The following is a 26,025-nucleotide window of genomic DNA, read 5'->3' as shown; positions in this document are numbered from 1 at the left end:
CGTAGAAAACCTTTGGGTAAATAATAAGCAAATCAATGATTAAAAGATTGTAACCCCTACTATAAGAAATACTATTATTACTAAAGGAAGAATGATAATCATAAAGGATATTATTATTGTTAATAATGCTTTCCATGCTGAAAATTGGTGTGCTTCTCCTAAACATTTTAAAGAAATAATGATTGTCCAAATTCCAATAACTATATCAATTATGGCAAAAATAAGAAACAAAATCGTTAAAGTTATGCTACTCTCCATTTTCGGTGTCTCACTCGTAAAGTTTTCTATCCCAAACAAGAAAAATGAAGGCAGCCAAACTAATATAAGAGAGTAAACGTAAGGGATATAAGAATAGGCAACTGCGTAACGTGTTTTTTCAAATGTACCTTGTCCACCAAGTTTTTTTGCCACCCAATTAAATAACGCTGGTAGCAAAAAATAATAAATTAAGAAAGCAACGAAGGTACCGAATATAACCATTGAGATTATTGAAACTGGACTACTTATTGAATCCCCCACATTTTTAGAAGATGCTCGATCTAAAGTCTGTACGAATGAGCCTAATAAAATGAGTAAAAACACATTCTTAGGTTTGGATATAAAAATTTCTTTCATTGTATCACGTGGTTTTGTCCAAATGGAGAACCAAGGATTAAGTGCACGTTTAAATTGATTTTCTGGAGTTTCCATATAAAAAACATTCCCCTTTCTTAAAACATATCAAATATAAATCCCTAATTATCCCAGTTATGTACATATAAATATTAAAGCATAAATAGTCGATTATTTAAATGTAAATATTCAATCATTTAATTTCATCTGAAACTTAGGGGGAGTGCTCCTTAACAATTCCCTCCATATTGCCTTGCATTTTTAACTATGGGCTGAGTAGTTACTTTCATTTTTGAGTACCTCGCATTCTTTAATACACGGGATAAACAGTTATAATCTTATCATTAATAAGAACAAACCTAATTTCCATTCCTTCAGATGTTTTACTAGAATATAATCTTCCACTTATACATCTTTTATTGCTATAAGTCTCGTGAATGGCTTCCATAAGAAGAATGCGATTATATACTTGAAATGCAACAAATCCTCTTTAAAAGCCTATACGTACTTTCCCTCCATCTTCTATATGCTTCCGTAAATAATAATACTTATGGAGTTCTATAATCATATAAAACAAACCAAACGAAAACACTGTGCATGCACACATAAATACAATTGCCCCCATCTGTTGTGTTGCGATGCTAAGAATTATATTAGCGATTAACTGCCCCAATCCCGCTGCAATAGCTGCTACTTTTACACCACCAGTTCCTTTCGATGATTTTGATTTTTTTCTTGGTTCCTGAAGTTTTTCAATATGATTTTTATAAAAATAATACAAAGCAAAACCATACAAACCAAATGAAAGAATAAAATAGATGGGAGTTTGTAATTGCAACACTTCATAGGCAAATTTTTGCGTTATAACCAATAATCCGACTGAACATATGGTGCCATATACTCCTCGAAATAGAGTGTATTGTAATTGTCGTTTCCGAGGATTGATAGCAATCCATATCGCCCACAAATTTAAAAAAATAACTGGAGGAGTTACTATATATACATAAAGTAATCGAAAAGGATTCGCAAAAGCAGGCAAAAGAACGAACACGTCTGCCCCCAAAAGGACAAGACCAATTACGTGGACCCTTATTTCATTTACAGGATAAAGAGCCATATAATGTGCAAAAGCTTTCTTATTAAAATCTATACTTTTTTTCATGTTAATTAGACCACCCTGCTATTGTTCCAATCGTTAAAAGTTTCATAGCTATTTATTCTCCTTTTTTCTAAATTTATCCATAATATTATGAGCAACTATATTCCATAGTAAAGAAAGTACGGTAACAAAAAATACAGCTAAAGAAAAATAAATCTTATCCTTCCATGTATCATGTACAATCATGCCCAGTATAATCATTATTAACGCACCAACACATATAACTATTTTTGAAAATTTTTGCATTCTATTATCTCGCTTCCTTCTCAAACTTAAATGAAACTCCTGCGGAATCTATAACCATACCCACCTATTATAATCTCACCTTTGACACTTCTATCATAATCACCTAATACAGGTATATAATCAGGTATCTTAATTTTAGTAATTTCCGCTTCATATGTTTGCAATACTATCAACGTTTCAGATGTCCTTTATACATTCCTTATCTAATTTTTAAAAACAAATCCAAACTATATATTTAAAAAAATAAAAGCGGACTCATAAATGCCAACTTTTACTTTTTATTTTTTAATATACATTATGAAAGATTTAAAACTAATTCTGCTAAACTATCACAAATAACTTCGAAGCTTCCGCTTTCATAATCTTCTAATTTCACTTGTCCATTTCCATTATCTACAACTACCAGGAGACCATTAAATTCCATACCAATAGGAATATTATTCAGTTGATTATCATGTGCGCCTTGGTATCCTTGTAAAGATACATAAAAATCATGCAGTTCAATTCCTGGTATAACGGGATTTAATTCAAAATCATAACCTAAATAATTACCTCCTAAGTCTAAAAACCAATAAGAATTATAATATTCTTTAATTGAATTATGTAATTGTATCCCCAAATCTTTTTCTATATCAGAAAAATCATGAATTATATTTTTCTCTAAAGGTTTCCAAAATACGTACCCCTCTGTATCTGGTTCTCCTTCATAGATAAAAGCCTCTGCTTCTTCTATCCATAAAGATTTTGGCAATGAATTATTACAGTCTTGCCACTCTCTAATTATTTTATCAAAACAATTTTCCATTTCATTTTTCATTTTTTTATTTACCTCCTAATGTATGATGTTCAATACATTTCTGAAGCATTTCTACATATTCTGCATCTTTTCCCCATGCTCCAATCGCTTTTTCTGCGTTATGAATCCCTCCAAAACCAGGATGTAGTCGCAGCGGAACACCAACAGCTTGACCACCACCAATATAGTGATAAACTAATTTAGTTCCACGTAATCCGGTAAAATCATATTATGGAAATTCCCCTCTAAAACCTTAATGATTTAGAGGGGAATTTCCATATCACATAAGTAATATCATTTCTTATCAAATTTACTGTGTATCAGTTCAAAGAATTTATTTGCACCAAGTGAAATTGCGCCAATAATAAGAACACCAATAATAAAATAAATCTTTTTAAATAAGTTGTAAGGAGATAAAATAGCAACTACAAGAAGTATTATAATTGCAACGAATGTGACTAATTTCCCAACTTTAAATGCTTGCATATCAGCTTTCCTCCTTCTAGATAAAAACAGCCAATATAGTCATACATCACAGGTTCTTTAACCATAAGTTTTTGTTTCCTTCCATAAATCACAATACTTAAAATTCAATAAACCTCTTTAAAAGGTTTCATGTGTTCTACCCCCATCTTCTATATGCTTCCTTAAATAATAATACCTATGGAGTTCCATAATGAAATGAAACAACATAAACGAAAGCATGGAATATACACACATTAATACAATTGCTACCATCTTTTGCGTTGCAAAACCAAGACTGATATTAGCAACGAGTTGACCCAATCCTATAAAAGCCACTACTCCGAAACCAGAGTTTTTTTTCGATGATTTTGATTTTTTGATTGGTTTCTGAAGTTTTTTAATATGATTTTTATAATAATAATTCAAAGCAAAAATATACAAACCAACTGAAAAAACAAAATAGATTGGAGTTTGTAATCCTAACATTCCATATGCAAACTTTTGGGTTATAACTAATAATCCTACTGAACATACGATGCCAAATACCCCACGAAATAGAGTGTATTGTAATTGCCGCTTCCTAGGATTTATAACAATCCATATTGCCCATACATTTAAAAAAGCAATTGGTGGAACTATTATGTACATATATATCGGTTGAACAGGATTCGCAAAAGCAGGCAAAAGCACAAATATATCTGCTATCCCAATCACAAGAGTAATTATAGTCGATCTTATATCATTTACAGCATAAAGAGCCATGTAATATTCAAAAACTTTTTTATTAAAATCTGTATTTCTTTTCATGTTAATTAAACCACCCTGCTATTGTTCCAATCATTAAAAGTTTCATAGCTATTCATTCTCCTTTTTTCTAAATTTATCCATAACATTATGAGCAACTATATTCCATAGTAAAGAAAGTACGGTAACAAAAAGTACAGCTAAAGAAAAATAAATCCTATCCTTCCATGTATCATGTACAATCATGCCCAGTATAATCATTATTAACGCACCAACACATATAACTATTTTTGAAAATTTTTGCATTCTATTATCTCGCTTCCTTCTCAAACTTAAATGAAACTCCTGCGGAATCTATAACCATACCCACCTATTATAATCTCACCTTTGACACTTCTATCATAATCACCTAATACAGGTATATAATCAGGTATCTTAATTTTAGTAATTTCCGCTTCATATGTTTGCAATACTATCAACGTTTCAAATGTCCTTTATACATTCCTTATTTAACCCCAAAATATTAAAATATGAATATTATAAAAATTAACTATCTACTTCCCATCAAAATTATGGTAATCCTATTAAACCTGGGGTTACCCCTTCTACCTTTGCCCATTCAAACGAGCACTCAACTAACATTTGATTCTTACACTTAATTTTTAATAAACCTTCTTCTTCTATCGTATTTATTTCAAAATAATCAATTATATTTTCTGTCCCTAAACCTTTTATTGTTAAATTATGAATAGTAAAGAAAGATATCTCTACATAAATTACATCCCACTTATTCCATCGCTTTGGCTTGTTTTCAACATTTTCCTTTGTCATCAATTGAATAACTAAAGTCGGACCATCTCTTTTAAGACGCACATCTAATAACTCTGATTCTTCCAACTTTGGTATTTTCCCAAAAATACTAATTAACGCTTGTGGATTTAAAAATTTAAATTGATCAATCATTTTTATACTCCCTATTTATTATTTCTCTTCTCAAAATAATAATGATCCTCCATACCATCTACCTGTCCTGTTCGTGTATTGTATTCAGGTCTTACATTATGATGCGGTGGATGATCTCCAACTCCACCTTCTCCAAACTTATGACCCTCTGAATGATCTTGATTGACCTTTTACTTCATATGTAAATTCTCGAGTCATAATAGGCTGTTTATTATCATTTAATATCCTTTTACCATTACTATCTGTTAATGGTACCATTTTTTGACTAATCGGGTGTTGAAATCTAGGTATATTTAATTGTCTTTTAATTTCTTTTAAACTAGCCCCCCTAGATTCATGAAAATTTTCCCCCTCAATCTTCTTAACTTGGGGATAATATTAAAAAGACTTATGCGTAATTCACATAAGTCTTACTTTTGTTACTCATAATTAATTATTCGTCCTCGTCTTCATAATCACGTAAGCTATTAAGCAATTCAGTCAAAGATGAACAAACAGGATAAATTGCTTTTTCTATCTCTTCTTCCTCATGTTCCCAAAATACAATAGTTGGTGATTGAGAATTATTCCGATAATTAAAGCATAAGTGATTTCCAAACGAATCTTTGCCAAAAGGATATACCTTATCTACTAATCTATCTTTTATATCTTCATATACTTGAATAATGGAATTTCTACTTTCTAAATCAAAAGTTAAAAGTTTACTAAACACATTTTCATCTTGATTAGGTATATCAAATATTTTAGGGCGTGGATAACCACCATCATATTTTTTCACACATTCAATAAAATCAATAGGAAATTTAACACCCAAATATTGTTCTACTTGTTGAATATGTTCATCTGTAATTTCTTTTTTATTTACCCCAATCCAAGTAACATTATTCATTTTAATACCCCCTATTAAAGAAGGAGAGTGCCTAGTATGTATGTCCATTATTCTATTGTTCTTTATAGGAACTCTCCTGAGAAAATATTGCAGATATAATTATAACAATAAATGGTTAAAGTATCCTCAAAAAAATGTATTTTACAACATATGTGTTTGTTATAGTTCTAAATAGGTAATGTAGTATAACGTAGAGGTAAAATACTAATGGGAAAGTAATAAATTGATGCTAATGATTTATATTATGCTGTATTGGCTGAAAAGGATGGTTGGTTAAATCTTAGTGGAGAACAATGGATTAAGAACGATCCATCTTATGTGCAGTTTAACAAGAAAAGTACAGTAGATTTCTCTATTGTAGGGAAGCGAGTTGTTTCGAAAGTTAACAATCTACGTTTTTATGATGCTCCTTCTTGGCAGGATAAAGATGTTGCTGGTACAGTTGACGCGTAGGATTTGGATTTACAATCGACGCAAAGGTAAATGTCAATGGGTATCCACAGTATCGTGTTTATAATTCGAAGGGGCATAAGTACTATATTACGGCTAGTGATTTTTATGTAAGTTGGCTTAGATAATGAAGAAAGCCGCCCATTTTTAGGGGGGCAGCTTGTCCGTTAATATTTTATTTCTCTTCTTTTTCTTTGTAGTTCAAAGCAATCTCTACTATTTCTTCTGGAGTTAAGTCTCTAAAATCCCAAAAAATCAAGTCACTCGGAGCTGGGTGAGGCACATTCGCCTTTAAGATATCAATATACTTACTACCCAACTCATCTGGTAATTTAGGATCACATATTTGTTCTACAAGTTTAATAAGCTCATCTTTAGTCATTTTACTGTTCATGTTATCTACCCCTTATAAATTTATAACCCTTTTTTTCCAAAATGATAAGCAGGGTCTAAGATGGTTTGGTGAGTCTTAGGAGATACAATAATTAAGTTATCAAGGTTATAGACATCGCCCCCTTGATGAATAGGTTGCTTGTGGTGTAAGACATACACTTTATGTGCTCCATACTGCTCTGATCCGGGAGTATAAGGTGCTTTACCTTCCAGCATCCTCATCCTGTTCATGCGATTAAATTCGTTTGCGTAGCTCGAATCAGCAACTGTTTTCCAAAACTCAGCTCTAAATTCATCGAATGATTTGAATTCCTTTCCAACCAACTTATTTCGAATTTCTTGCGGTCATCCGAATATGTAGGCTTTTTACTTTTACCATTTTTCCATCCTCTAAAGTTTGTCCCTAACAAATAATATGATTATAAATTTAAAAAAATAAATGTTATAGTCACCCAAAATAAAAAGCGTGAGCTATCTAGCCCACGCTTAAGAAGAGTCTTAATTTAAATGTTTTTATAAAAATTAATTTTTTAATTGTTATTTTTATACATTTTTTTGTGCTTCTCCCCATATCTCAATTAAATCTCTAAGTTCAGTTGTTTCTATTTTACATATATTGGGGTCATGGTTAGAATATAAATCGACTAGTAGAGTTTCTTCTTTTTTCACTTGAACCGCACATAAATTACCTTGGAATTCATTATATTCTTTTATGTTGTTTAATACTTCATCGATTTGTTGTAACCACCATTTAATGGGAATCCCTTGGATATCATCTTCTAAAAATGTGGCTACAATTTCTATTTCTTTAGGTAATTCTATTTTTAAAGAATCTACATCTTCATATTTTGTTATTTTATAATCATATTTCATTTTTGGTACCTCACCATCTTTAGTACTTTGGATAAACAGTTATAATTTTATCATTAATAAGAACAAATCTAATTTCCATTCCCTCAGAAGTCTTACCAGAATATACATTGCCATGTCGATGTCTTTTATTATTAAAAGCCTCATGAATGGCTTCCATTACTTGAGTTCTATCCCAATGTTTTGGGAAAAAGGTGGATGGTGATTCCTTTAGAACCCCACTAACTTCGATTTCAGCAGTATATACACCAAAACGATTAGGTGGTGACTCAGTTCCAGGTTTTATTTTTCCGCCTCCCATCATACTCTCATGATGGTACCCACCAGGTTCTCTATTTCTATTAAAGTTTCCATGAAAAAGATGTTCAACAGCTTTATTATTCAAGAAAACAGAATTAGGGTGTGATTTGAATTTATCGAAGAATAAAAAAGTATCTTTAGCTTGTGTAAAAGTATCGCCTGTAATATTAGATTTTAAAGTAGTTCCACCAGCAAAAGCAAATCTATCTTTCAATGGTATTTGATTCGAAACAGACGAGATACCTTCTGAGAATTTTGCTAGATTCGTACCTCCACCGAGTGTAGTTACTCTCCCTACTCTGCTTATCCCTTTATCCCCAATCCATCCTAACCCAAATCCCATAAAAATATTTGTTCCCCACTTTGTACCACTTTCTAAATCACCATGCCAAACATCATTCATAAATGAATCCGAAAAAGTATTACACATAGTATATGCCGTCTCTAAAGGGTGACCTATAGCATACTTAATATTTTCTTTTGTTACTGTATCATCTAATGAATCAAACCCTTCTACAATACCTCCAATAACTTCCCCGGAACCAACGTATATACCATCCCAAATTTTTCTAAGCATAGATTTTTCAGGGTTGGTATCATACATTGTACCTTCTTCGATATTATCATCTGATAAATTGTTATTTACAAAATTATCCGCTTCGCGTGCCTTAGCTTCTGTCATTTTTTGAATGGAAGTCGTCCAGTCCATATTCAATCCCTGTGTACTAAATGTACCACTTACGGTACTAAAACCTTTTCCACTTTGGACTTCCGCTAAACCCGTCGCAATGTTAGCGGCTAGTTGGAGTGCCGTATCATAATTACTACTAGAAGTATAATTGAATTCATATAAATGCTCTAGTTTTTCTTCAAGTTTTTTTCTCATCTCAACTAAAACAGCCACAAGTGCATCTATTCCAGGCATTGGTGTAACAGCATTCATCATTTCTATACTTGCAATCGATTGATTGATTTCCTGTATTTGTTCTCTTATTTCTTGTTCAATAACATCTGTAGAAGCGACTTGTGATTGAAATTGACTTGGAAAAGCATCATTCTGACGAATTAGTTCTTCACATAAGTAAATAATTCCTTGCGCTAGAGGCCGAAAAGTTTGTACAAAAAATGATTTTGCACTGCTATATGTTTGTCCTTGTAAAACAGTATCAACTGCAAAAGCGTCAATCGACTGAATGGCTTGTTCCATACCTTGAATGGTAGCGGTACATACAGCATTCATGCTTTGAGTTTGGCTTCGTACTTCTCCCAAATACATATTTAAACTCATGCATTGACCTCCCTTGCTAATTGTTGTTGTTGATAGGAAAGGGCGTTTTCTAAATCATTAAGGTCTCGTCTTTCTTTAAGCAACGTTTCTTTTTTGTTTTCCAATTCAAATGTGACTTTTCGTTCAATATGTTGTGCATCTTGATACGTATTCATAAAAAACTGAGACATTTCTCTATCACCATGCCAAGTTCCTAAAATTCGATCAAACAAAAGACGATTTCGACTTCTACATTCATAAAAATCTGCTTCCGCTTGTTCTTGAGCTTGAATCGCAGATTGATTTCGGTCCTGTTCTTCAAATACACTTCGTAACTTTTGATTTACTTGATTAATTTGTTTTTCAATATCTTGACTCATCATATTCCTCCTACTATTTTACTTTACGTAGGTTGTCACATTAGCGAAAAGTATTGTGAAGTTCGTTATCCATTCTCTCAAATTCATTAGATACCAAATGAATATTATTAACCGCTTGTTGAAAGGCGGCGGAAAATTGTTTCGTCAAGTCTAAAACTTGCTGATTTGCTTCTTGTGATTTGAAATTAACAGACAACGTTGTACGCGTCGCCTTTGTTATAGAACGACTGGTTGCACTTTGAATCCTATCAGAGGCTAATCCCATTTTCGTAGCAATTTGCGTTGCTTTTTGTAAATTACTTTGAAATTGTCCCATTCTTTCAAATCCTTTCTATAAATTTTCCAAATGCATTAAAGAAATCTCATTATATATATCCCTATCAATATCACTCGCTAGGCATGCAATCAAATGAGCCATACAATATAAGCTGTATGGCTCATTTGAAATGCTTGTTATATAGAATACAGCGTTTTTAATTCAAACCGAAATTACGTGATAATTCTTCATCATGAGAAGCAACAGCCTCTGCAGTTTTATTAAGCTGCATATTAATTTCTTGTAATAACTGTGCGAAGTTTTGTACTTTTGGCTTTAATTCATTGAACTGTTGGTCAAAACCTTCAAAAGCACGACCTTCCCATTCTCCTCTTAATTCATTTTGTGAGTTTTGTAGTTGACTTAAAATGTCCTCAATTTGATTTGCACCTTGTCCATATCGAGCGGCTTTCGATTTAAGCTCCTCTGGTGACATGCGAATTTGTCCAGCCATTTTCATTTCCCTTTTAATACATAATGAGCAAAATATAAATTGGTTAATTTTACTAAATATATTATAATATTTTATTATGAATTTTTAAATATTTAATCTTTCTATTGAATATTAGAATATTAATATTCAATTCTAATCATGAAATACTCTACTCTTTCTTGCTTTACAAGATTTTACGCAAAAAAAGACCACCAAAAGGCAGTCTCCCTCAAAACTCAATCCTATTCCCCACTCCGCGCTCCACCGCTTTCTCATACAAATACTTCGCAACGATAATATCCACTACTGCCAAACCAACCGATTTAAAAACAGTAATCTCTTCATCGTTCTCTCTACCAGCTCTTTCACCACTTATAATTTGACCAAGCTCGGCGTAAATGTTGCTTGCCTCAAATAGACCTTCTTGTATCGGAACTTGAAGGTCACCTGTTTCTTCTAATGCTGCTTCTTTTGATTCGACTACTACTTTGTTAGCACCCGCGATAGCGTGAGATGGTAATTCTTGCATGTTTGGCCTGAATGAGCCAACGGCGTTTACGTGGACGCCTTTTTGTAGTTTTTCTGAGAAGACTGGTGTGGATGCGTTCGTAGTTGTGATGATGATGTCTGCTTCGCTTATTGCTTCATTTGCATTTGTGTGAACATATGCAGGTTTATTGAATCTTTCTTGTATATATTGCGCAAATGCATACGCTTTTTCTTCTGTTCGATTGTATAAAATGACTTTGTCGATATCTCTTACCGCAAATACAGCTTCAGCAATTCCCTTCGCCTGTTCTCCGGTCCCGATTATGCATAAAGTTTTTGCGTTATGACGAGCTAAATGTTTTGTCGCTACTCCTGATAGAGCCCCTGTTCGAATCATCGTTAAGTAGGATCCTTCTAAAAGTGCAAGCGGTTCTCCCGTTTGAAAGTCTGATAGCATCACAATCCCGTTTATCGTTTTCTTTCCTATCTTTTTGTTCTCGGGGACTACTGTTACTACTTTTAAGCCAAGTGCCTCAAGTCCTTCCGCTACTGAAGGCATAATTAATGCAGTGTTTTGCTCGTTCGCAAATGGTAATGAGCTGCGAATTGGTGTAATCGTTCTTTCTGCGGAAAATTCTTTTAAAGCAAGCGCCGCGTATTTAATGACTTCATTCATATTTACTAAGTTTCGTTGTTCGTTCGCGCTTATGACTAGCATATCTTTCCACCTCCTCCTCTTATCCTAACAAAAATCCCCGATTCAAATCATCTCTCGGATCTATAACGAACTGATGAAACCCTGTAATAAATGCATGCCCCGTTACTTTCGGAACGACAGCTTCATATGTATCTACCGCTGTTACCGACAATACTTCCCCCTCGAATTTCCCGTCAGTAATGCATTCGTGGAAGAAAAGTTCTCCCTTTTGTAAAGCATCTTTTTCAAAAAGAGTTGCGATTCTTGCGGAAGTTCCTGTGCCACAAGGAGAACGATCTACTTGCCCATCAGCAAAAATCGTTACATTTCGTAAAGTTGCGTCTGCCCCTTTCGGTTCATCTGAGAAAATAACGCCGTATATTCCTTTTAACCCTTCTTCAAGTGGATGCTTTACTTCCATTTTGCTCTCGATATAGTGCTTAATTTTACCACCCCACGTTTGAATAGCAGCTAAGTCTTTGAAATCAACCTTCAAACCAAGTTCTTTACTATCTACTACCGCGTAGAATGCTCCACCAAACGCGATATCTACTTGAAATTCATAGTTATCTATTTTAATAGGAACATCTTTTTTGTATACAAATGAAGGGACATTTTCAAATGATACGGACTCTACTTCGCTCCCGTTATATTTTGCGTACGCAATCACTTCCCCAGCAGGGCTATCAATAATGAACTTTTGTTCCTCACCTGTCACTTCAAACATACCTGTTTCAATTCCGACTGTAATAACAGCGATAATGCCGTGCCCACACATCGTACTCCAGCCTTCATTATGCATAAATAATACACCAAAATCAGCGTGAGCACTTGCAGGTGGAGTAATGATACAACCGTACATACCGTGATGTCCTCTCGGTTCATACATAAGAACCTCGCGAAGATGGTCCAAATTCTCCATACAGTACGCGCGTCTTTCTAGCTGCGTTTCTCCTTTTATTTCTGGCACGCCGCCTGTAATAATTCGAAGCGGTTCCCCAGCTACGTGAGCATCAATTGTCGTGTACACTTTACTAACCTTCATTTCTATCTCTCCCCTATATGTTGATACTATTTTTATTGCAAATATCATGCCAACGCATAGGGTATAAATTTGTATACATTGTTAAAAAAAGCATACACTACTGTCTATTTTTTTATACATGGACCGGACGCTATGTTATGGAACACCTTGGTACAACCAGGCTTATTATTTTCAATGGAAAGTTACTTCCATCCCCAACATATACTGTTCAAAAGCAAAAAGGAAGTGATCCAATGTATTACGGAACAAAAGGCTGGTACGTAGCTGAATTAAAAAAATTAGGCGTGCGCTATCATGAAGGACGAAAACTAGAAAGTTACCGCGGACACGTTTTACGCAATTTATTACTTGTACAACAAGAGAAATTAAAAGAACAGTAATATACTAATGTAACGATATCAACGATTCTCGGAATATATCAGCGATTCAACACAATATATCGGCGATTTTTTAAATTTATCGACGATTCGCCATGGAATATCGACTTACCGACAAATTTCGCTAATTCATCTATCTAAACTACCAACCAATCACACATCAATATCAAACAAAAAAGGTCACCCGAACGGGTGACCTTTTTTTCTTATTCACAAACGAGAATTTGTCTAGTAAATGATCCTTTTCTTGTAATACAGCGGTCTGTAATTTCAAATCCTGCTTCATGGATCATGTCGTCCATTGTTTCCATCGTTACAACGACTACCTTTTTAGCGATGCGGCGCGCACTTGAAAGAATAGAGAACTGGTCTTCTGGTGTTGCATGCGTAAATAAGTCGTACGGCATATCGATAATGGCAACATCGTAGTTCTCAGTAATTTCCTCGATTGGACCTTTTGTTACTGTCCCTTCAAATCCGAAATGTGCAATGTTTTTTCTCGTTCCAAGCACTACAAGTGGATTTATATCTCTACCAACGATGTTAATTCCCATAGAAAGTGCTTCTACTACTACTGTTCCAATACCGCAGCACGGGTCAATTGCTCTTACTCCATCTGGATTTGGTACAGCGATATTGGCAACTGATCTCGCAACACGTGTACTAAGAGATGTCGAATAACTATGCGGTTTTTTTATGTGATGATACCAAACTGGCTCACTTTCTACATAGTGTCCGAAGTACCAACGTCCTCCAAGAGGAACAATTCCGAATACACGCTCTGGATTACGAACATCCGCTTCTCCTTCAATATGCATGCCCAGGTCTCGTTCAATGAGACGTCTTTCCCCATATTCAATTTTATTTTCTCCAACCAGGTCATTGATTTTAACGAAGATAACTTTAAACGACGCTCCCGCCAAATCAATTTGTTCCACTTGTTTTAAAATACTTTCTAAGTCGTCTCCTTCATACATAACCTCAACGCGCTCTTTAATAAATGCACTTCTACTCGGGTCAATTTTGACATCACTTTTCAAAATATTAACGTGAGACTCCATTCCAAAGAACGAGCGCATTTCCAAATAACATAAAGCACGCTCCTCCTCACGAAATGCATACGTATATATACATGCAGGTGTTGTACTATGATTACTCAATCTATTATCATCCTTTATCGTTTAAAATTATTATGATTACAATTATTCGAATATCTTTTTTACGTAAAATTAAATGATATCACATGCCGGAAATAAAGAGAAACGTTAATAAATAAAAGAGACTGCCTATTGGCAATCTCTTTTGATTTATTAACGGAAAGAAGATACGTTATTCCCCTTTGCTTCATAGTAATCTAAAATACCTTGATAAATTGCTTCTGCTGCAGCTTGTCTCTGTTTTGGTGTAGCAATTTTATCTGCATCACTTTTATTATCTACAAATGCTAATTCTGTTAATACAGCTGGCATTGTATTGTATTTTACTACGTACCAAATATCCTTTTTCACACCACGGTCATATGTCCCAAGTGCTGCTACAAGGCGTTTTTGAATTTTGTCTGCTAATAAGCGACTGTCTTCCGTATACGGGTTCGTTGATTTTGTCGGTGCTGCTGCATAATAGAATGTTTCTGTACCGTGTCCATCTTTACCTGTAGAACCGTTACCGTGAATACTTACGAAGATATCACCCTTATTTTCATTAGCAAATTCTACTCTTTTTCTTAAAGAATCGCCAGAATCTACTCCTGGGCGTGTATCGTTTGTACGTGTTAACTTAACAGTAAATGGTGTCTTTTTCTCAAATATTTTTTGTAATCGTAAAGATGTGTCTAATACGATTTTACTTTCTTCCTCATAATAACCAACATTACCCGAGTCAATTCCACCGTAACCTGGATCAATAATAATTGCTTTACCTTCTAAGAAGTTTTCTTATTTTACTGGGTTTAATTGATTTTTATCCAACCATTGGAAGCCACTATTTGTACGGATACGAATCCAGCTATCTTTTTCTTCAATAACTACTACTTTTGGCGCAAACGTATCACTTGTCATACCGCTAATTACATCTCGATCTACTAAATAGTAAATTGCGTCTTTTGCAAATGAGTCGTCTCGAACATCTGAAAACTTCTTCGTTTCTGCTAAACTACTAACTGGATAAGCTAGTAAACTTGCTGCTAACATACCAGCAGCTATTGCCTTGTACTTCATAAAAATAATATTAAAAATATTAACTGGTAAATAACTCCTATAATAGTTTATAACATTCAATCACTGTAGTAAATACGTTTCCTACCTATATTATTAAAAATAAATATATAAGGAATAATAAATATAAATACATTTCAAAAAGCGATTAATTCCCCACCAAATAAAAAACTGATTAAAAATAATATTTTTAATCAGCCCTCTCTATTTTCTATGAAATTATTCTTCAATTAAATGAGACATTACATATGCATATACTAACGCTTCTGTATGTGCAATCGAACTTTCATGTGTACGCTCAAATGCATGAGAAGAATCAATACCCGCTCCAATTAATGCATGTTTCACATCAAATCCAGCGTGAATCGCAGCTGATGCATCCGATCCATAGTATGGATAAATATCTACTTTATATTCAATATTGTTCGTTTTCGCAAGCTCTACTAAATGTTTACGCAGTGCATAATGATACGGACCGCTAGAGTCTTTTGCACAAATAGATACTGTATATTCGTCAGATGCTTGACCATCACCTAACGCTCCCATATCAACCGCTAAATACTCAACCGTTTCTTCTGGAATGTTAGAGTTACCACCGTATCCAATCTCTTCATTATTAGAAATTAAGAAATGCGTTGTATATGGTAATGTTACGTTTTCGTCTTGTAATCTCTTAATTAATTTTAATAAAATCGCAACACTTACTTTGTCATCTAAATGACGTGATTTTATGTATCCACTCTCTGTAATTTGAACGCGCGGATCGAATGAAACGAAGTCTCCTACTTCAATTCCTAATTCACGTACTTCATCAGCTGAAAAGACACGCTCATCAATACGAACCTCAATATTTTTCTCGTCGCGTTTCGCTTCACCTGCATCTTTATATACATGCACAGATGTTTGATGCATTAAAATCGTTCCTGTATAAGTCTTACCGCTTGATGTTTCAATTTCGCAATATTCCCCCTCTACAGAGTTCCAGCGAAATCCGCCAATCATAGAAAGACTTAGACGACCGTCAGGCTTAATTTCTTTCACCATTGCCCCTAACGTATCAACGTGTGCCGTTAATAAACGGTGCTGTGCATCATTTTTCCCTTTTACCGTTAAAATAAGAGCGCCTTTATTGTTACGCTTCGTTTCTACGTTCCACTCACTTACATAGTTTTCAATAAAACGAATGATTTTCTCTGTATTTCCAGACGGACTCGGAATAGAGACAAGCTCCTTAATAAGTTCCATCGTTTCTTTCGTATGATGTGCCATTGTCGTTTCCTCCTCATTTTCTCTACTATTCAGTATACCGAATTTACTATAAATCCTCTACTCATATAGCTTAATTTTCTAAATTGCATTAAAATTCTCTTTAACAAAAAAACATAGCGTTATTCATAAACACTATGCTTTCTATCAAACTATTCTTCTGAAACATCCAACAAATAAATGCCTCTTTCAAATCCACCGCGCTCTATTTCTTTTTGCTTACGAAGACGTTCTACATCTTCAATTGTTGCACCTTCTGCACGCGCTAATGAAATGATCACTTCCAGTGCATCCGCAAGAGAATCTAGCGCATGTTCACGTTCTTTCATAGAAGCAAATTCACGAATTTCTTCCGTTCCAATTTTCGCTAAAGCTTGTATGTATGCTTGTCCTGTTAATTTTTGTGCTGTATATGTTTTTCCAGACATTAAAATCTTCTCTGGAACACGATCTCTTACTAACTTGTTATATGCTGACATCATTCAACCTCCTATATTTAATAACATCCGAGCTCTGCTTTATAGAAAAACCATTTTTTCTTCACGCACGCACTAAGCATATCAATTCCTGATCCATGTGCCCTTACGTGCGGAAAGAAATAGTGCTCTGATTCTTCTTCCTTACTATATAAAGTTTGGTACTCAGCTGGAATTGCTTCTTTTTTCACATCTTTTTCTTTCGTCACCTCGCCAGAAAACGCAACGCTTGGATGTCCTTCAAAAAACAAAGCAGTTCGCACCGCCATAGATGGTGTACTATGTAAAGCATAATATGCTATTACAATCATGCCGATCACACCGATAATTTTCTTCATACATTACTCCTAAAAAAAAAGTGCTAACACAATTATACTAAAATGTGTTAGCACTTTCTCCCCTTTACCTTAAATTAACCGGCAGTAAAACTACCATTAATTCAAATTTCACTTTATTCCCCTTTAAATGCAGGCAAACGTTTTTCTAAAAATGCAGCAATGCCTTCTTTATGATCCGCTGTTTGTCTCATCGCATATTGGCCGCGCTTTTCAAGTTGCAATGTTTGTTCTAAATTAGAACGATTTACTTCACATAAAATTTGCTTCGTTTGAATCATCGCTTTAATCGGCTTTTGTGACCATTCGCTAATTTTTTGCTTCACAGCCGTTTGGAAATCCTCACCGATTACTTCATCAATTAAACCGATATCAAGCGCTTCTGTTGCTGATAATTTCTTTCCTTCCCAAATAATTTGCTTCGTCATATTTTCACCGACGCGCTTTTGAAGGAAGAAATGGCCGCCACCATCTGGAATTAAAGCGATTCCAATAAAGTTCATCGCAATAACGGATGATATATCTGCCATCACATAGTCAGCTGTTAACGCAATACTTAACCCAAGACCAGCAGTCGGTCCATGAATCGCACTAATCACAAGCTTCGGCATCGTATATAAAGTTACAACAACTTCAGAAATAGTATTCATAATACCATCAAACTTGCTTTCATCATTACTTGAAAGCATCGATTTAATATCTCCACCCGCAGAAAAACCGCGGCCGTTCCCGCATAGCACCACAATATGCGCTGAACTCTCCGCAACTTCTTTCAGTTTTTGTAATAGCTCTTTTAACGTTGGTTCATCTAATGCATTTAACACCTCTGGGCGATTGACCATAACCGTTGCAACGTGCCCTTCATATTTCACAATGACAGATTCTGTTTTACTTGTTACTTCCATTATATATACCCCTCTTTTCTACATAAAGATTATACTTATATAATTATAGAAAGCAGGTGAAAAACCCTTCTTTTTTCTTAATTTTCTGTCTAATAATCTCGTAATTTGTATATAGCCTCGTATAAAACATTCCATTCCGTTAAAAAATATAGCAATTAAAGTCGGTTTATCCATACTTTCCATCTATTTACCATTACAATGAAATGGTGTATTCTTAAGTTTGATATAAAAAATCAAATATAGAAATTCATTTTTCTTCCTATTATATATAGAAGTGCTGAAATAAAGGAATGAAGAAATGGAGGCATATATGGTTACTAAGTTAAAACAGATGGATAACTACTTCCCGCATTTCCTACTTCTATTCATTGTGTTTCAACCAATTTTAGATTTATTAACATCTTTTTCAATTTATGTATTACACATGAGCGCAATCGGCCTTGTGAATAATTTAATGGTCAAATCTCCAGTTTCATTTGGAGAAGAAGTGAAATTTATTTTGAAAAGTGTATATCCAATTGTACTACTGTTTGGATATATTATCGCACTAAAAGAATTAAAAAAGAACGAATATGTATTTCATAAAATCATTACGTATTTCTTAAATGCCTGCCAATATATCTCGATTACTTTCTTCCAAGATAAATTTGTCCTATAATTCGCATTTCCTCCCTACTCTCCTCCTTAGTTATATCACTTCTCTTATCTCAAAATTACTAACTCCTATAAAGCATTCAAATACCTTCTTTCCATTTTAATCCCCCTCTACATTCAACATAAAACAACACTTAATTGCCCTCTTTTTTTACGTATTGAATTAGAAACTATTCATATGGAATAATTATTTTAATCGAATTATTAACATGCTAAAATATTAAAGGCGCTATTATAAAAAAGAATATATAATAGATATGTCGTTTTTTTGTACGAAATGTATTTCGAAAAAGTGAGGAGAGTCCTTTGGTATTTAGTAGTTCGATTTTCTTATTTATCTTTTACCTCTCGTATTATTTTTCTATTTTATAGTGCATGCCGAGTTACGTAATTTCGTAGACAATTTAACACCTCCAAATGATGGTGAAATTAACTTCCTAGTTCTGCAAGCTGCAAGAAAAGAAAACGGTGTTTTACATGCAACGCTTCTTATTCGTAACGGTTGCAAAGACACGATTCAACTAGAGCAACTTCTTCTTCATATTGAAGATGCATCAGGTGCAGTTGTCGTTAAAGGTGCTTTCACATTACCGAACCTTGAAATTAAAGCGAACACTACAAAACCGTGGTCATTTGTCTTCCCTGCTTCATCTATATTAAAAGAAGATATGGATCTATCTTCTTGGAAAGCTTTCGTACCGCAAGACTAATAATAAAGAGAGGCTGCTTTGGAAGTAGCCTCTCTCATTCTTCATACAAAAATTCTGTTCAAAAAGATGGTCATCACACCTCTTTGGACAGGATTTTTCTTTATGTAAAATTTATTTCGTTACTAATAAACGTTCAATATAATATTCAGCTTCTAATTTGCACATGTCATCTACATGCTTCACTTTATTTCTCTTTAATTGCTCTACTTGCTCTTCGCTCGGTTTTTCATTCATACATTCTTTAATTTTTCCATTTACTTTCATTGCTAATGCTTGATGGAAATCTGGATGTCCTTTCAACTCATCATCTACTTTATTGATCCAAGTTGATTTTGTGTATAAATACTGTTTCCACTGTTCAACAAATTGTTACATATCAAACTTTTCTTCGTTCCATTCAATATCTTTCATATACTTCTCAAAAGAAACAACAATTGAGCGTACAATCCCAATTTTCACTCCGTGTGGTAACTGTTTGTACATCAATTATTCCCTCCAGCTTAAAGCTTTTCCTTCTGAAAAAAGGAATTCTCAAAATTCATATACATTTTTATAATATCACGTTCCTAATCTAGAATGTTACTATAATGCTAAGATTAACAAACTTCAATGACCACAAAACATTGTGATATAAAGATGTTGAATACAATAAAAAAACACTCTCATACGAGGGTGTTTTTTTATATAGCCTCAGCTTTTACAAACTGTAATTTATCTTTCTGCTCATTACTCGCCATCGTTACTAACGTATTTTCAATATGAGCAGGCACTTGTTCTAGCGTCACACTCGCACCTACTTTATCCGATTGCTCAACAAAGTTTAACAATGCCATCGCTCCTGATACATCCATATAGCGCACATCTTTCATACGTAAAACAACTGGAGACTTTACGTCTTGTAAAGTATGAAAAACACGATCCACTGTTAGGAAAGAAAGTGGACCTTTAATTTTATACGTCGCTTCCTTTTCTTTTACAATAGAAGCTTTACGTTCTTTACATTTCACCATGTATATCATGAACGAAAGAATAATACCGAATGCAACAGCGATCATTAAATCAAACTTCACTGTGACAACCATCGTTACAAACATAACAATGACATCACCTTTTGGTGCTACATGCATTTTCTTCATGCTTTCCCAATCAAACATGCCAATACCAGTTAAAATTAAAATACCTGATAATACAGCAAGCGGAATGTATTGTACGACCGATCCAAGTCCCATAATGAAAATAAATAATATAACACTATGCATACATGCCGAAAGCGCTGTTTTACCACCGCTTCTTATATTAACGATAGATCGTACAGTCGCCCCTGCCCCTGCTAATCCGCCAAACAACCCGCTCATCATATTACCGATACCTTGTCCGACCAGTTCTTTATTACTTTTATGACGTGTACCCGTCACATTATCCATTACGACCGATGTTAACAACGAGTCAATCGATCCTAATAAAGCAATACTAAGCGCTGGTAAAATAAGTTCTGCGATGCCTGTTCCACTTAAAGATGGAATATGAAGCGTCGGCATCGCTTCTGGAATCGTCCCAATCTTCTCAATCATCTTATTTAATGATAAGTTTCCGATAATCGGCAACTTCACTGTAAGCCCTTCTAACGCAGAAGAAAATAAAGGAAGCAAAGCCGTCACACCAACTAATGCAACTAAACTAGATGGAATGGCTTTAATCCATTTTCCAGAAAAAATCATTACAATAATCGTTAATACTACGAGTAGAAAACTATTTTGCACATGCTTTATTTCACCTAAAATAATAATTAATGCGATACCGTTCATAAATCCTGAAACGACAGGATACGGAATATATCGCACGTAAGAGCCAAGCTTACATACACCGAATAAAATTTGAAACAGTCCCGCCATCATAAAGGCTATAAAACTCGCCTCTAACCCGTGCGTCGCAATTACCCCTGTCGCAATTACCGTAATCGGTCCAGTTGGCCCGGTAACCTGCCCCGGTGTCCCGCCAAATAAAGCCGCAAATAAACCTGCAAAAATCGCACCATACAATCCGACTAGTGCTCCCTCAGACGTTCCTGTTGCAGCAATACCAAATGCAATGGCAAGTGGCAACGCAACAATCGCAACAGTAAAACCCGCTAAACATTCCTTTGCTATTTTTTGAAACATATAATAACCACCTTCATATAAAGTGAAACTTTAATCAGTGGGTGTGTTCCTCCCCCACTGATTATTAGTTGAACCAATCGGGCTTTTACGGGCAGTTGATCTCCCACCTAACTTCCTCGCATTCGTCGAAATTTAAGGTGGGAATCTTACTGCCCGTTAATGCGGGATTAAGTCCACGTTCCATTGTACACCTAAAAGAATATATTCGTTAGCCCACTTTTTACAGTATCGTGACGTAAACGCATTCAATTATAAGCCTCTCCTTACCTTTGGAAACTATTATAACTATGTTATAATGAACAAATTAAATCTTTTATTATATATTTGGAGGCACTATGCTAACTTTTGAAGAAAAATTATCGATTATTGAATCTTTCCCTGAATTAGAAAGAAAAAACGTATCATTAAAACGCGTGAACTTTCACTTTGAAGAAAGTCGTTTAGATAAAAAGAACGTTGTTTATCACTTACATCCAAATGGAAACGGCTTTGTATATGCAAACTTCATTAAAGGTTATAAAACAGATGATAAAGGCATGATTAACATCCGTGAGTTTTCAGAAGAAGAACTGCGTTCATTAATTGAAAAAGTAATTGAACGTCTATCACAGGAGCCAGAAGAAATTGTTACACCAATGGAACCTGCTGCAGAAGAAGAATGGAAGAACGAAGACGGTCACATCCTAACTCTTATTCAAGAGGATGATATGTGGAACGTGTACGCTGGTGTAAACTTAGACGGTACATTCAACTCTTATCCAGAAGCTGCGGAATACCTTGATGAAGAAGGATTTTCACGTAAGTAATACGATTTAAGGAGGCCGTCCCATTTTTTAGGGATGGTCTCTCTTATTAATAATTAGACTTTTTGGATCGTCCCCCTAAATTTATAGCATCAAAACTTCTTATTCTCACTATCCCCTATCAAAATTTGAATTTGACAACTATACGTCTCCGCATTAAAAATATCACTAACTAACTCCACTTCAATAAAACTCTCTACTTCTATATTATTTTCTTTTATGTATTTAATTATGGTATTTCGACGTTCTTCCTCATTTTCTTTACTATACGCTAACGTTATATATTTTCCGCTCGGTAATACTTTTATATTTTGTATTTCTTCCATATGTACATCATCTCGTACTTTATTAAAAACATACTTCGGTTCTACATCCCAATTTGCATTTACGTTGTAGAGAATCCCCATCTCCATTTCCATCTTCTCTTCATAATCTTGCACGATTTTCTCTAAATCGGAATAATACAGTAACTCCTGTAAACTCCCTACTTCTTTACAAGGCGCAACAACGACATAACGCTGTTCAAAAAATTCAATAGATATTTCATCATTCTTTAATATTTCCTGTGAACTCACTACTTTCGCATGTAAGTCATCAATCGTTTCCATTACCTCTTTCATTTTCTTTATATGCTCTTCCGCTTCTTCTCTCTTCAATTGTAAAAATCGTAGCAATTTATCCGTATTACATTCCTTAAAAATCTCTTGGAGCTCTACTATGCTGGTGTTCAACTCTCTACAGCTTTTTATAATATCAATGTGAATAAATTGATCTATAGAATAATATCTATACCCCGTTGATTCATCAACATGTTTTGGAATAAGAATCCCCATCTTATGATAGTATCTTAGCGCTTTTATCGTAATATCCTTTATTTTTGCAACTTCTCCAATAGAAAATAATTTTTTCATTTGCATCTCTTCCCTTATATTTTTTTCGTATGCAACTATTGACTCTCCCCTAAGAGGAGACCTTACTATTTATAATAAGTCATTTACATTGATAAAGGGAGTATACAATTATGAACACAGTAAACTATAGAAATCTTGTTAAAGAAGACTATGAGCCTATAAAACATTTAATTGGTGAAGCATTTGGGTTTAACAAATTCATTGCCGATAAAAAATTTTTAAACTCAATATTAAACTTTTATCTACACAGTTGTATTTTAGAAAGTTCCTTCAGTAAAGTAGCTGAAAAAGATAATAAAGTGATCGGTGTCATTTTAGGCGATTCTGAAAAAGATAAAAACCGTTTAAAGAGCTTCCATAACACTGTTAGCTTTGCCATTAACACGCTAAAGCTATTCATAACGAATAAAGAGAATAGAGAATTTTTAAAAGCATTTATACAAGTACAAAAAACCTATAAAGAACTCATTCAAGGAAAAGAAGATCAATTTCAAGGCTGTATACAATTATTTATCGTATCCGAAGAATCGAGAGGTCTTGGAGTTGGGAAGTCTTTACTAAGTCATTTATTCCAATACATGAAAAAAGAAGATGTAACATCTTTATATTTATATACAGATAATGAATGCAACTATGAATTTTATGACAGACAAAACTTCCAGCGCATACAAGAAAAAGCAGTTAATTTTGGACCAAAGGAAGAAGATTTAAACGTATTTTTGTACCGCTATAACTTTAACTAATTAATATGTACACTTGATGCTTACAAAAATAATAAAAAGCGGAGATACATACTCTCCGCTTTTTACATATACACTATTTCCTTATTAAGAAAGATAATCTTATTTGTATAAATCGGTTTCTATTGTTTTGCGCCTTTCAACGACTCTCTCAGGACAAATTTTTGTAATTTTCCACTCGCATTACGAGGAAGTTCATCCACAAATAAATAATGACGCGGACGTTTATAATCTGCTAATTCATCACTTTCTTTACAATACGTTTCTAAATCAGCTTCTGAAATATTTTCATCTTTCTTTACAACGACGGCCACAACACGTTCTCCCCATAATTCATCTGGCTCACCAAGCACCGCAACATCTAATACACCAGGATGACTATGAAGGAAATCTTCAATCTCACGTGGATAAATATTAACGCCTCCGCTAATTACCATATCATCCACACGATCTGCGACGAATAAATAGCCATCTTTATCGAAGTAACCTAAATCACCAGAGTGATACCATCCTTTATACATCGATTTGGCATTTGCTTCTTCTCGGTTATGATAACCAGCCATCATAGTTGGGCCGCGCAAAATAATCTCCCCAACTTCATAAGGAGGCAATACATCATCTGGCTCTGCTGGTGCATCATCGCTTGGTTTTACAATGCGAATTTCATGACTAAAGCACGGTGTTCCCGCTGAACCTGCTTTCGTAATTTGATCTTCTTCTACGAGAAATGCAACAACTGGTCCCATTTCTGTCATTCCGTAAATTTGTACAAGATCAATATAAAGACGTTCTTTACATTCCTTCACTAATGCTGGCGCCATCGCCGCTCCGCCATATATACCAATCTTCATCGATGTTAAATCGTACTGTGTTAAATCTTTTTGCAGTAACATATTCCACATCGTCGGTGCTGCAAAAAACGTCGTAATCTTCTCTTCTTGAATCGTATGTAATACTCTATCCGTATCAAAATGATGCAAAATAACATTCTTTCCGCCAACTTGAATGCGCGGAATGATTCCAGCATTTAACTCACCGCAATGATATAAAGGTGCTACAACAAGTCCGGCACTATCTCTATTATATTTTAAGAAATACGTACAAATCATACTATGCTCAGTCATTTCACGATGACGATGCAATACGCCTTTCGGATGGCCTGTCGTACCGCTCGTATATAACATAGAACAATAATCCATTTCATCAATTTCGATATCTACTTTGTCAGAAGATGCCGCATTAACTTTTTCATGGTAAGAACTAGCATAGGAAGGTGTATCGTCTTCTACATACCAAAAAGACGAATTTGGAAAATCTCGTTCAATGATAGCAACAGTTGGTTCAACCGCTTTTTCAAAGACTACTACTTTCGAGGCTGCATCTTGAAGGATATACGATAATTCTTTTGCTTTTAAACGGAAGTTAATCGGGTTAAAGATCGCCCCAATTTTCGCACAAGCTAAGTAAACGTTTACAAACTCACGGCAATTATATAAGTAAACAGATACAGTATCTCCCTTTCTTACCCCTTCTTTCAACAGAGCTTGCGCCGTTTTATTTATTTGCTCATCCCACTGTTTATATGTCCAGCGAATATTTTTTTCCGGCTCTACTAACGCCTCTTTATTCGGATACTTACCAACCGCTAAATCAAATATTCTCCCTATCGTCATGTACATGCCAACAATTTCCCCCTTTTCTCTTTCATAAATCTATCATTTCGTCCATAAGTAGACATTGTCCTCTAATGATTTGACTAATTTTTCTGATTATTATCGACATAGTTTTACAATCAGTGCCGCTTAGCGGTAAGTGAAATTATATCGGCGGTTTTCCGAATATATCGACCACAACTTGAAATATATCAGCGATTTTTAAAATATATCGACCGCAACTCAATTTATATCAGCGATTTTTCGAATATATCAACTTACCGACAAAAACTGACAAAATAAAAAAGAG

Annotated in this window: 27 protein-coding genes and 8 pseudogenes; 6 read left to right on the top strand and 29 right to left on the bottom strand. The window is 34.4% G+C overall.

Features of this window, described 5'->3' with window-relative positions; genetic code table 11:
- Nucleotides 1-39 precede the first annotated feature (39 nt).
- The 10 genes and pseudogenes from JDS82_RS18280 to JDS82_RS18240 form a co-directional block, all read right to left on the bottom strand.
- Nucleotides 40-690, bottom strand: a complete 651-nt coding sequence (locus JDS82_RS18280) for a Yip1 family protein (RefSeq protein WP_000449732.1) — start codon at nt 688-690, stop codon at nt 40-42.
- Between the two features lie 412 nt (nt 691-1,102).
- A complete protein-coding gene (locus tag JDS82_RS18275; protein ID WP_199713679.1) occupies nt 1,103-1,774 on the bottom strand; it encodes a hypothetical protein in 672 nt (223 codons plus the stop codon).
- A gap of 538 nt (nt 1,775-2,312) precedes the next feature.
- The gene (locus JDS82_RS18270; RefSeq protein ID WP_064057345.1) at nt 2,313-2,834 is read right to left on the bottom strand and encodes a SecY-interacting protein Syd; all 522 of its coding nucleotides are present in this window, start codon (nt 2,832-2,834) and stop codon (nt 2,313-2,315) included.
- A gap of 4 nt (nt 2,835-2,838) precedes the next feature.
- A complete protein-coding gene (locus tag JDS82_RS30190) occupies nt 2,839-2,997 on the bottom strand; it encodes a hypothetical protein (RefSeq protein ID WP_345956203.1) in 159 nt (52 codons plus the stop codon).
- Between the two features lie 110 nt (nt 2,998-3,107).
- Nucleotides 3,108-3,299, bottom strand: a complete 192-nt coding sequence (locus JDS82_RS18265) for a hypothetical protein (RefSeq protein ID WP_001147551.1) — start codon at nt 3,297-3,299, stop codon at nt 3,108-3,110.
- Nucleotides 3,300-3,310: 11 nt separating this feature from the next.
- Nucleotides 3,311-3,403, bottom strand: a pseudogene (locus tag JDS82_RS18260) (DUF4176 domain-containing protein); the annotation flags it as partial.
- A gap of 13 nt (nt 3,404-3,416) precedes the next feature.
- Nucleotides 3,417-4,085 (bottom strand): hypothetical protein, encoded by a 669-nt coding sequence (locus JDS82_RS18255; protein ID WP_098412897.1) that lies wholly within the window; start codon nt 4,083-4,085, stop codon nt 3,417-3,419.
- A gap of 507 nt (nt 4,086-4,592) precedes the next feature.
- Nucleotides 4,593-4,985 (bottom strand): immunity 50 family protein, encoded by a 393-nt coding sequence (locus JDS82_RS18250; protein ID WP_000566923.1) that lies wholly within the window; start codon nt 4,983-4,985, stop codon nt 4,593-4,595.
- An 11-nt stretch (nt 4,986-4,996) separates the two neighbouring features.
- Nucleotides 4,997-5,086: pseudogene (locus tag JDS82_RS29770) on the bottom strand (HNH/endonuclease VII fold putative polymorphic toxin); the annotation flags it as partial.
- Nucleotides 5,087-5,418: 332 nt separating this feature from the next.
- Nucleotides 5,419-5,874: an SMI1/KNR4 family protein gene (locus tag JDS82_RS18240; RefSeq protein WP_064057388.1), complete on the bottom strand. Its 456-nt coding sequence runs from the start codon at nt 5,872-5,874 to the stop codon at nt 5,419-5,421.
- 243 nt (nt 5,875-6,117) lie between these two features.
- Between JDS82_RS18240 and JDS82_RS18235 the strand changes: the two are divergent.
- Nucleotides 6,118-6,452 (top strand): annotated as a pseudogene (locus JDS82_RS18235) (thioredoxin domain-containing protein); the annotation flags it as partial.
- 47 nt (nt 6,453-6,499) lie between these two features.
- On the opposite strand, the gene JDS82_RS18230 reads toward JDS82_RS18235, so the two are convergent.
- From JDS82_RS18230 to JDS82_RS18195, 9 genes and pseudogenes are all read right to left on the bottom strand, one after another.
- Nucleotides 6,500-6,718 (bottom strand): bacteriocin immunity protein, encoded by a 219-nt coding sequence (locus tag JDS82_RS18230; RefSeq protein WP_003193833.1) that lies wholly within the window; start codon nt 6,716-6,718, stop codon nt 6,500-6,502.
- 20 nt (nt 6,719-6,738) lie between these two features.
- Nucleotides 6,739-7,062, bottom strand: a pseudogene (locus tag JDS82_RS29765) (hypothetical protein); the annotation flags it as partial.
- A 198-nt stretch (nt 7,063-7,260) separates the two neighbouring features.
- Nucleotides 7,261-7,590: a hypothetical protein gene (locus JDS82_RS18225; RefSeq protein WP_000872945.1), complete on the bottom strand. Its 330-nt coding sequence runs from the start codon at nt 7,588-7,590 to the stop codon at nt 7,261-7,263.
- A gap of 19 nt (nt 7,591-7,609) precedes the next feature.
- The gene (locus JDS82_RS18220; RefSeq protein WP_064057338.1) at nt 7,610-9,175 is read right to left on the bottom strand and encodes an EndoU domain-containing protein; all 1,566 of its coding nucleotides are present in this window, start codon (nt 9,173-9,175) and stop codon (nt 7,610-7,612) included.
- The gene (locus JDS82_RS18215; protein ID WP_064057339.1) at nt 9,172-9,534 is read right to left on the bottom strand and encodes a DUF3958 family protein; all 363 of its coding nucleotides are present in this window, start codon (nt 9,532-9,534) and stop codon (nt 9,172-9,174) included. Before JDS82_RS18215 ends, JDS82_RS18220 begins: the two co-directional genes overlap by 4 nt.
- Nucleotides 9,535-9,574: 40 nt before the next feature.
- The gene (locus JDS82_RS18210; protein ID WP_199713678.1) at nt 9,575-9,850 is read right to left on the bottom strand and encodes a TIGR04197 family type VII secretion effector; all 276 of its coding nucleotides are present in this window, start codon (nt 9,848-9,850) and stop codon (nt 9,575-9,577) included.
- Between the two features lie 157 nt (nt 9,851-10,007).
- Nucleotides 10,008-10,304 (bottom strand): WXG100 family type VII secretion target, encoded by a 297-nt coding sequence (locus JDS82_RS18205; protein WP_064056147.1) that lies wholly within the window; start codon nt 10,302-10,304, stop codon nt 10,008-10,010.
- A 208-nt stretch (nt 10,305-10,512) separates the two neighbouring features.
- Nucleotides 10,513-11,490, bottom strand: coding sequence for an ornithine cyclodeaminase family protein (locus tag JDS82_RS18200; RefSeq protein WP_064056148.1), 978 nt, complete (start codon nt 11,488-11,490; stop codon nt 10,513-10,515).
- Nucleotides 11,491-11,509: 19 nt separating this feature from the next.
- The gene (locus tag JDS82_RS18195) at nt 11,510-12,562 is read right to left on the bottom strand and encodes a proline racemase family protein (protein WP_141669260.1); all 1,053 of its coding nucleotides are present in this window, start codon (nt 12,560-12,562) and stop codon (nt 11,510-11,512) included.
- An 89-nt stretch (nt 12,563-12,651) separates the two neighbouring features.
- Here JDS82_RS18195 and JDS82_RS18190 point away from each other — a divergent pair, with 89 nt between their 5' ends.
- Nucleotides 12,652-12,894 (top strand): YflJ family protein, encoded by a 243-nt coding sequence (locus JDS82_RS18190; protein ID WP_139057171.1) that lies wholly within the window; start codon nt 12,652-12,654, stop codon nt 12,892-12,894.
- 203 nt (nt 12,895-13,097) lie between these two features.
- On the opposite strand, the gene JDS82_RS18185 is transcribed toward JDS82_RS18190, so the two are convergent.
- From JDS82_RS18185 to JDS82_RS18160, 6 genes and pseudogenes are all read right to left on the bottom strand, one after another.
- Nucleotides 13,098-14,051, bottom strand: a complete 954-nt coding sequence (locus JDS82_RS18185) for a TRM11 family SAM-dependent methyltransferase (protein WP_048545605.1) — start codon at nt 14,049-14,051, stop codon at nt 13,098-13,100.
- Nucleotides 14,052-14,201: 150 nt separating this feature from the next.
- Nucleotides 14,202-15,080 (bottom strand): annotated as a pseudogene (locus tag JDS82_RS18180) (N-acetylmuramoyl-L-alanine amidase).
- A gap of 243 nt (nt 15,081-15,323) precedes the next feature.
- Complete coding sequence (locus JDS82_RS18175; RefSeq protein ID WP_048545609.1) at nt 15,324-16,373, bottom strand: M42 family metallopeptidase; 1,050 nt, start codon at nt 16,371-16,373, stop codon at nt 15,324-15,326.
- 149 nt (nt 16,374-16,522) lie between these two features.
- The gene (locus tag JDS82_RS18170; protein WP_001277353.1) at nt 16,523-16,849 is read right to left on the bottom strand and encodes a nucleoside triphosphate pyrophosphohydrolase; all 327 of its coding nucleotides are present in this window, start codon (nt 16,847-16,849) and stop codon (nt 16,523-16,525) included.
- A 17-nt stretch (nt 16,850-16,866) separates the two neighbouring features.
- Nucleotides 16,867-17,184 (bottom strand): hypothetical protein, encoded by a 318-nt coding sequence (locus JDS82_RS18165; protein WP_000720146.1) that lies wholly within the window; start codon nt 17,182-17,184, stop codon nt 16,867-16,869.
- 113 nt (nt 17,185-17,297) lie between these two features.
- Nucleotides 17,298-18,086 carry an enoyl-CoA hydratase gene (locus JDS82_RS18160; RefSeq protein WP_000454176.1) on the bottom strand — a complete coding sequence of 263 codons (789 nt, stop codon included), beginning with the start codon at nt 18,084-18,086 and terminating at the stop codon, nt 17,298-17,300.
- A 310-nt stretch (nt 18,087-18,396) separates the two neighbouring features.
- On the opposite strand from JDS82_RS18160, the pseudogene JDS82_RS18155 reads away from it, so the two are divergent.
- Together JDS82_RS18155 and JDS82_RS18150 are read left to right on the top strand one after the other, a co-directional pair.
- Nucleotides 18,397-18,717, top strand: a pseudogene (locus tag JDS82_RS18155) (O-antigen ligase family protein); the annotation flags it as partial.
- Nucleotides 18,718-19,123: 406 nt separating this feature from the next.
- A pseudogene (locus JDS82_RS18150) lies at nt 19,124-19,450 on the top strand (SLAP domain-containing protein); the annotation flags it as partial.
- Nucleotides 19,451-19,561: 111 nt separating this feature from the next.
- Here JDS82_RS18150 and JDS82_RS18145 read toward each other — a convergent pair.
- Together JDS82_RS18145 and JDS82_RS18140 are read right to left on the bottom strand one after the other, a co-directional pair.
- Nucleotides 19,562-19,933, bottom strand: a pseudogene (locus JDS82_RS18145) (hypothetical protein).
- Nucleotides 19,934-20,130: 197 nt separating this feature from the next.
- Nucleotides 20,131-21,609 carry a SulP family inorganic anion transporter gene (locus JDS82_RS18140; protein ID WP_199713677.1) on the bottom strand — a complete coding sequence of 493 codons (1,479 nt, stop codon included), beginning with the start codon at nt 21,607-21,609 and terminating at the stop codon, nt 20,131-20,133.
- A gap of 335 nt (nt 21,610-21,944) precedes the next feature.
- Between JDS82_RS18140 and JDS82_RS18135 the strand changes: the two genes are divergently transcribed.
- The gene (locus tag JDS82_RS18135; RefSeq protein WP_000955002.1) at nt 21,945-22,415 is read left to right on the top strand and encodes a hypothetical protein; all 471 of its coding nucleotides are present in this window, start codon (nt 21,945-21,947) and stop codon (nt 22,413-22,415) included.
- Between the two features lie 89 nt (nt 22,416-22,504).
- Here JDS82_RS18135 and JDS82_RS18130 read toward each other — a convergent pair whose 3' ends face one another.
- Nucleotides 22,505-23,323 carry a MerR family transcriptional regulator gene (locus tag JDS82_RS18130; protein WP_000732823.1) on the bottom strand — a complete coding sequence of 273 codons (819 nt, stop codon included), beginning with the start codon at nt 23,321-23,323 and terminating at the stop codon, nt 22,505-22,507.
- Nucleotides 23,324-23,433: 110 nt separating this feature from the next.
- Between JDS82_RS18130 and JDS82_RS18125 the strand changes: the two genes are divergently transcribed.
- A complete protein-coding gene (locus JDS82_RS18125; RefSeq protein ID WP_199713676.1) occupies nt 23,434-24,066 on the top strand; it encodes a GNAT family N-acetyltransferase in 633 nt (210 codons plus the stop codon).
- Between the two features lie 119 nt (nt 24,067-24,185).
- Here JDS82_RS18125 and JDS82_RS18120 read toward each other — a convergent pair whose 3' ends face one another.
- Nucleotides 24,186-25,742 carry a fatty acid--CoA ligase gene (locus JDS82_RS18120; protein ID WP_064056154.1) on the bottom strand — a complete coding sequence of 519 codons (1,557 nt, stop codon included), beginning with the start codon at nt 25,740-25,742 and terminating at the stop codon, nt 24,186-24,188.
- Between the last annotated feature and the right edge of the window lie 283 nt (nt 25,743-26,025).

Origin of the sequence: Bacillus cereus group sp. N14 (assembly GCF_016483555.1) — a bacterium.
Taxonomy (GTDB): Bacteria; Bacillota; Bacilli; order Bacillales; family Bacillaceae_G; genus Bacillus_A; species Bacillus_A wiedmannii.
This window is presented reverse-complemented; position numbering and strand designations above follow the sequence as displayed.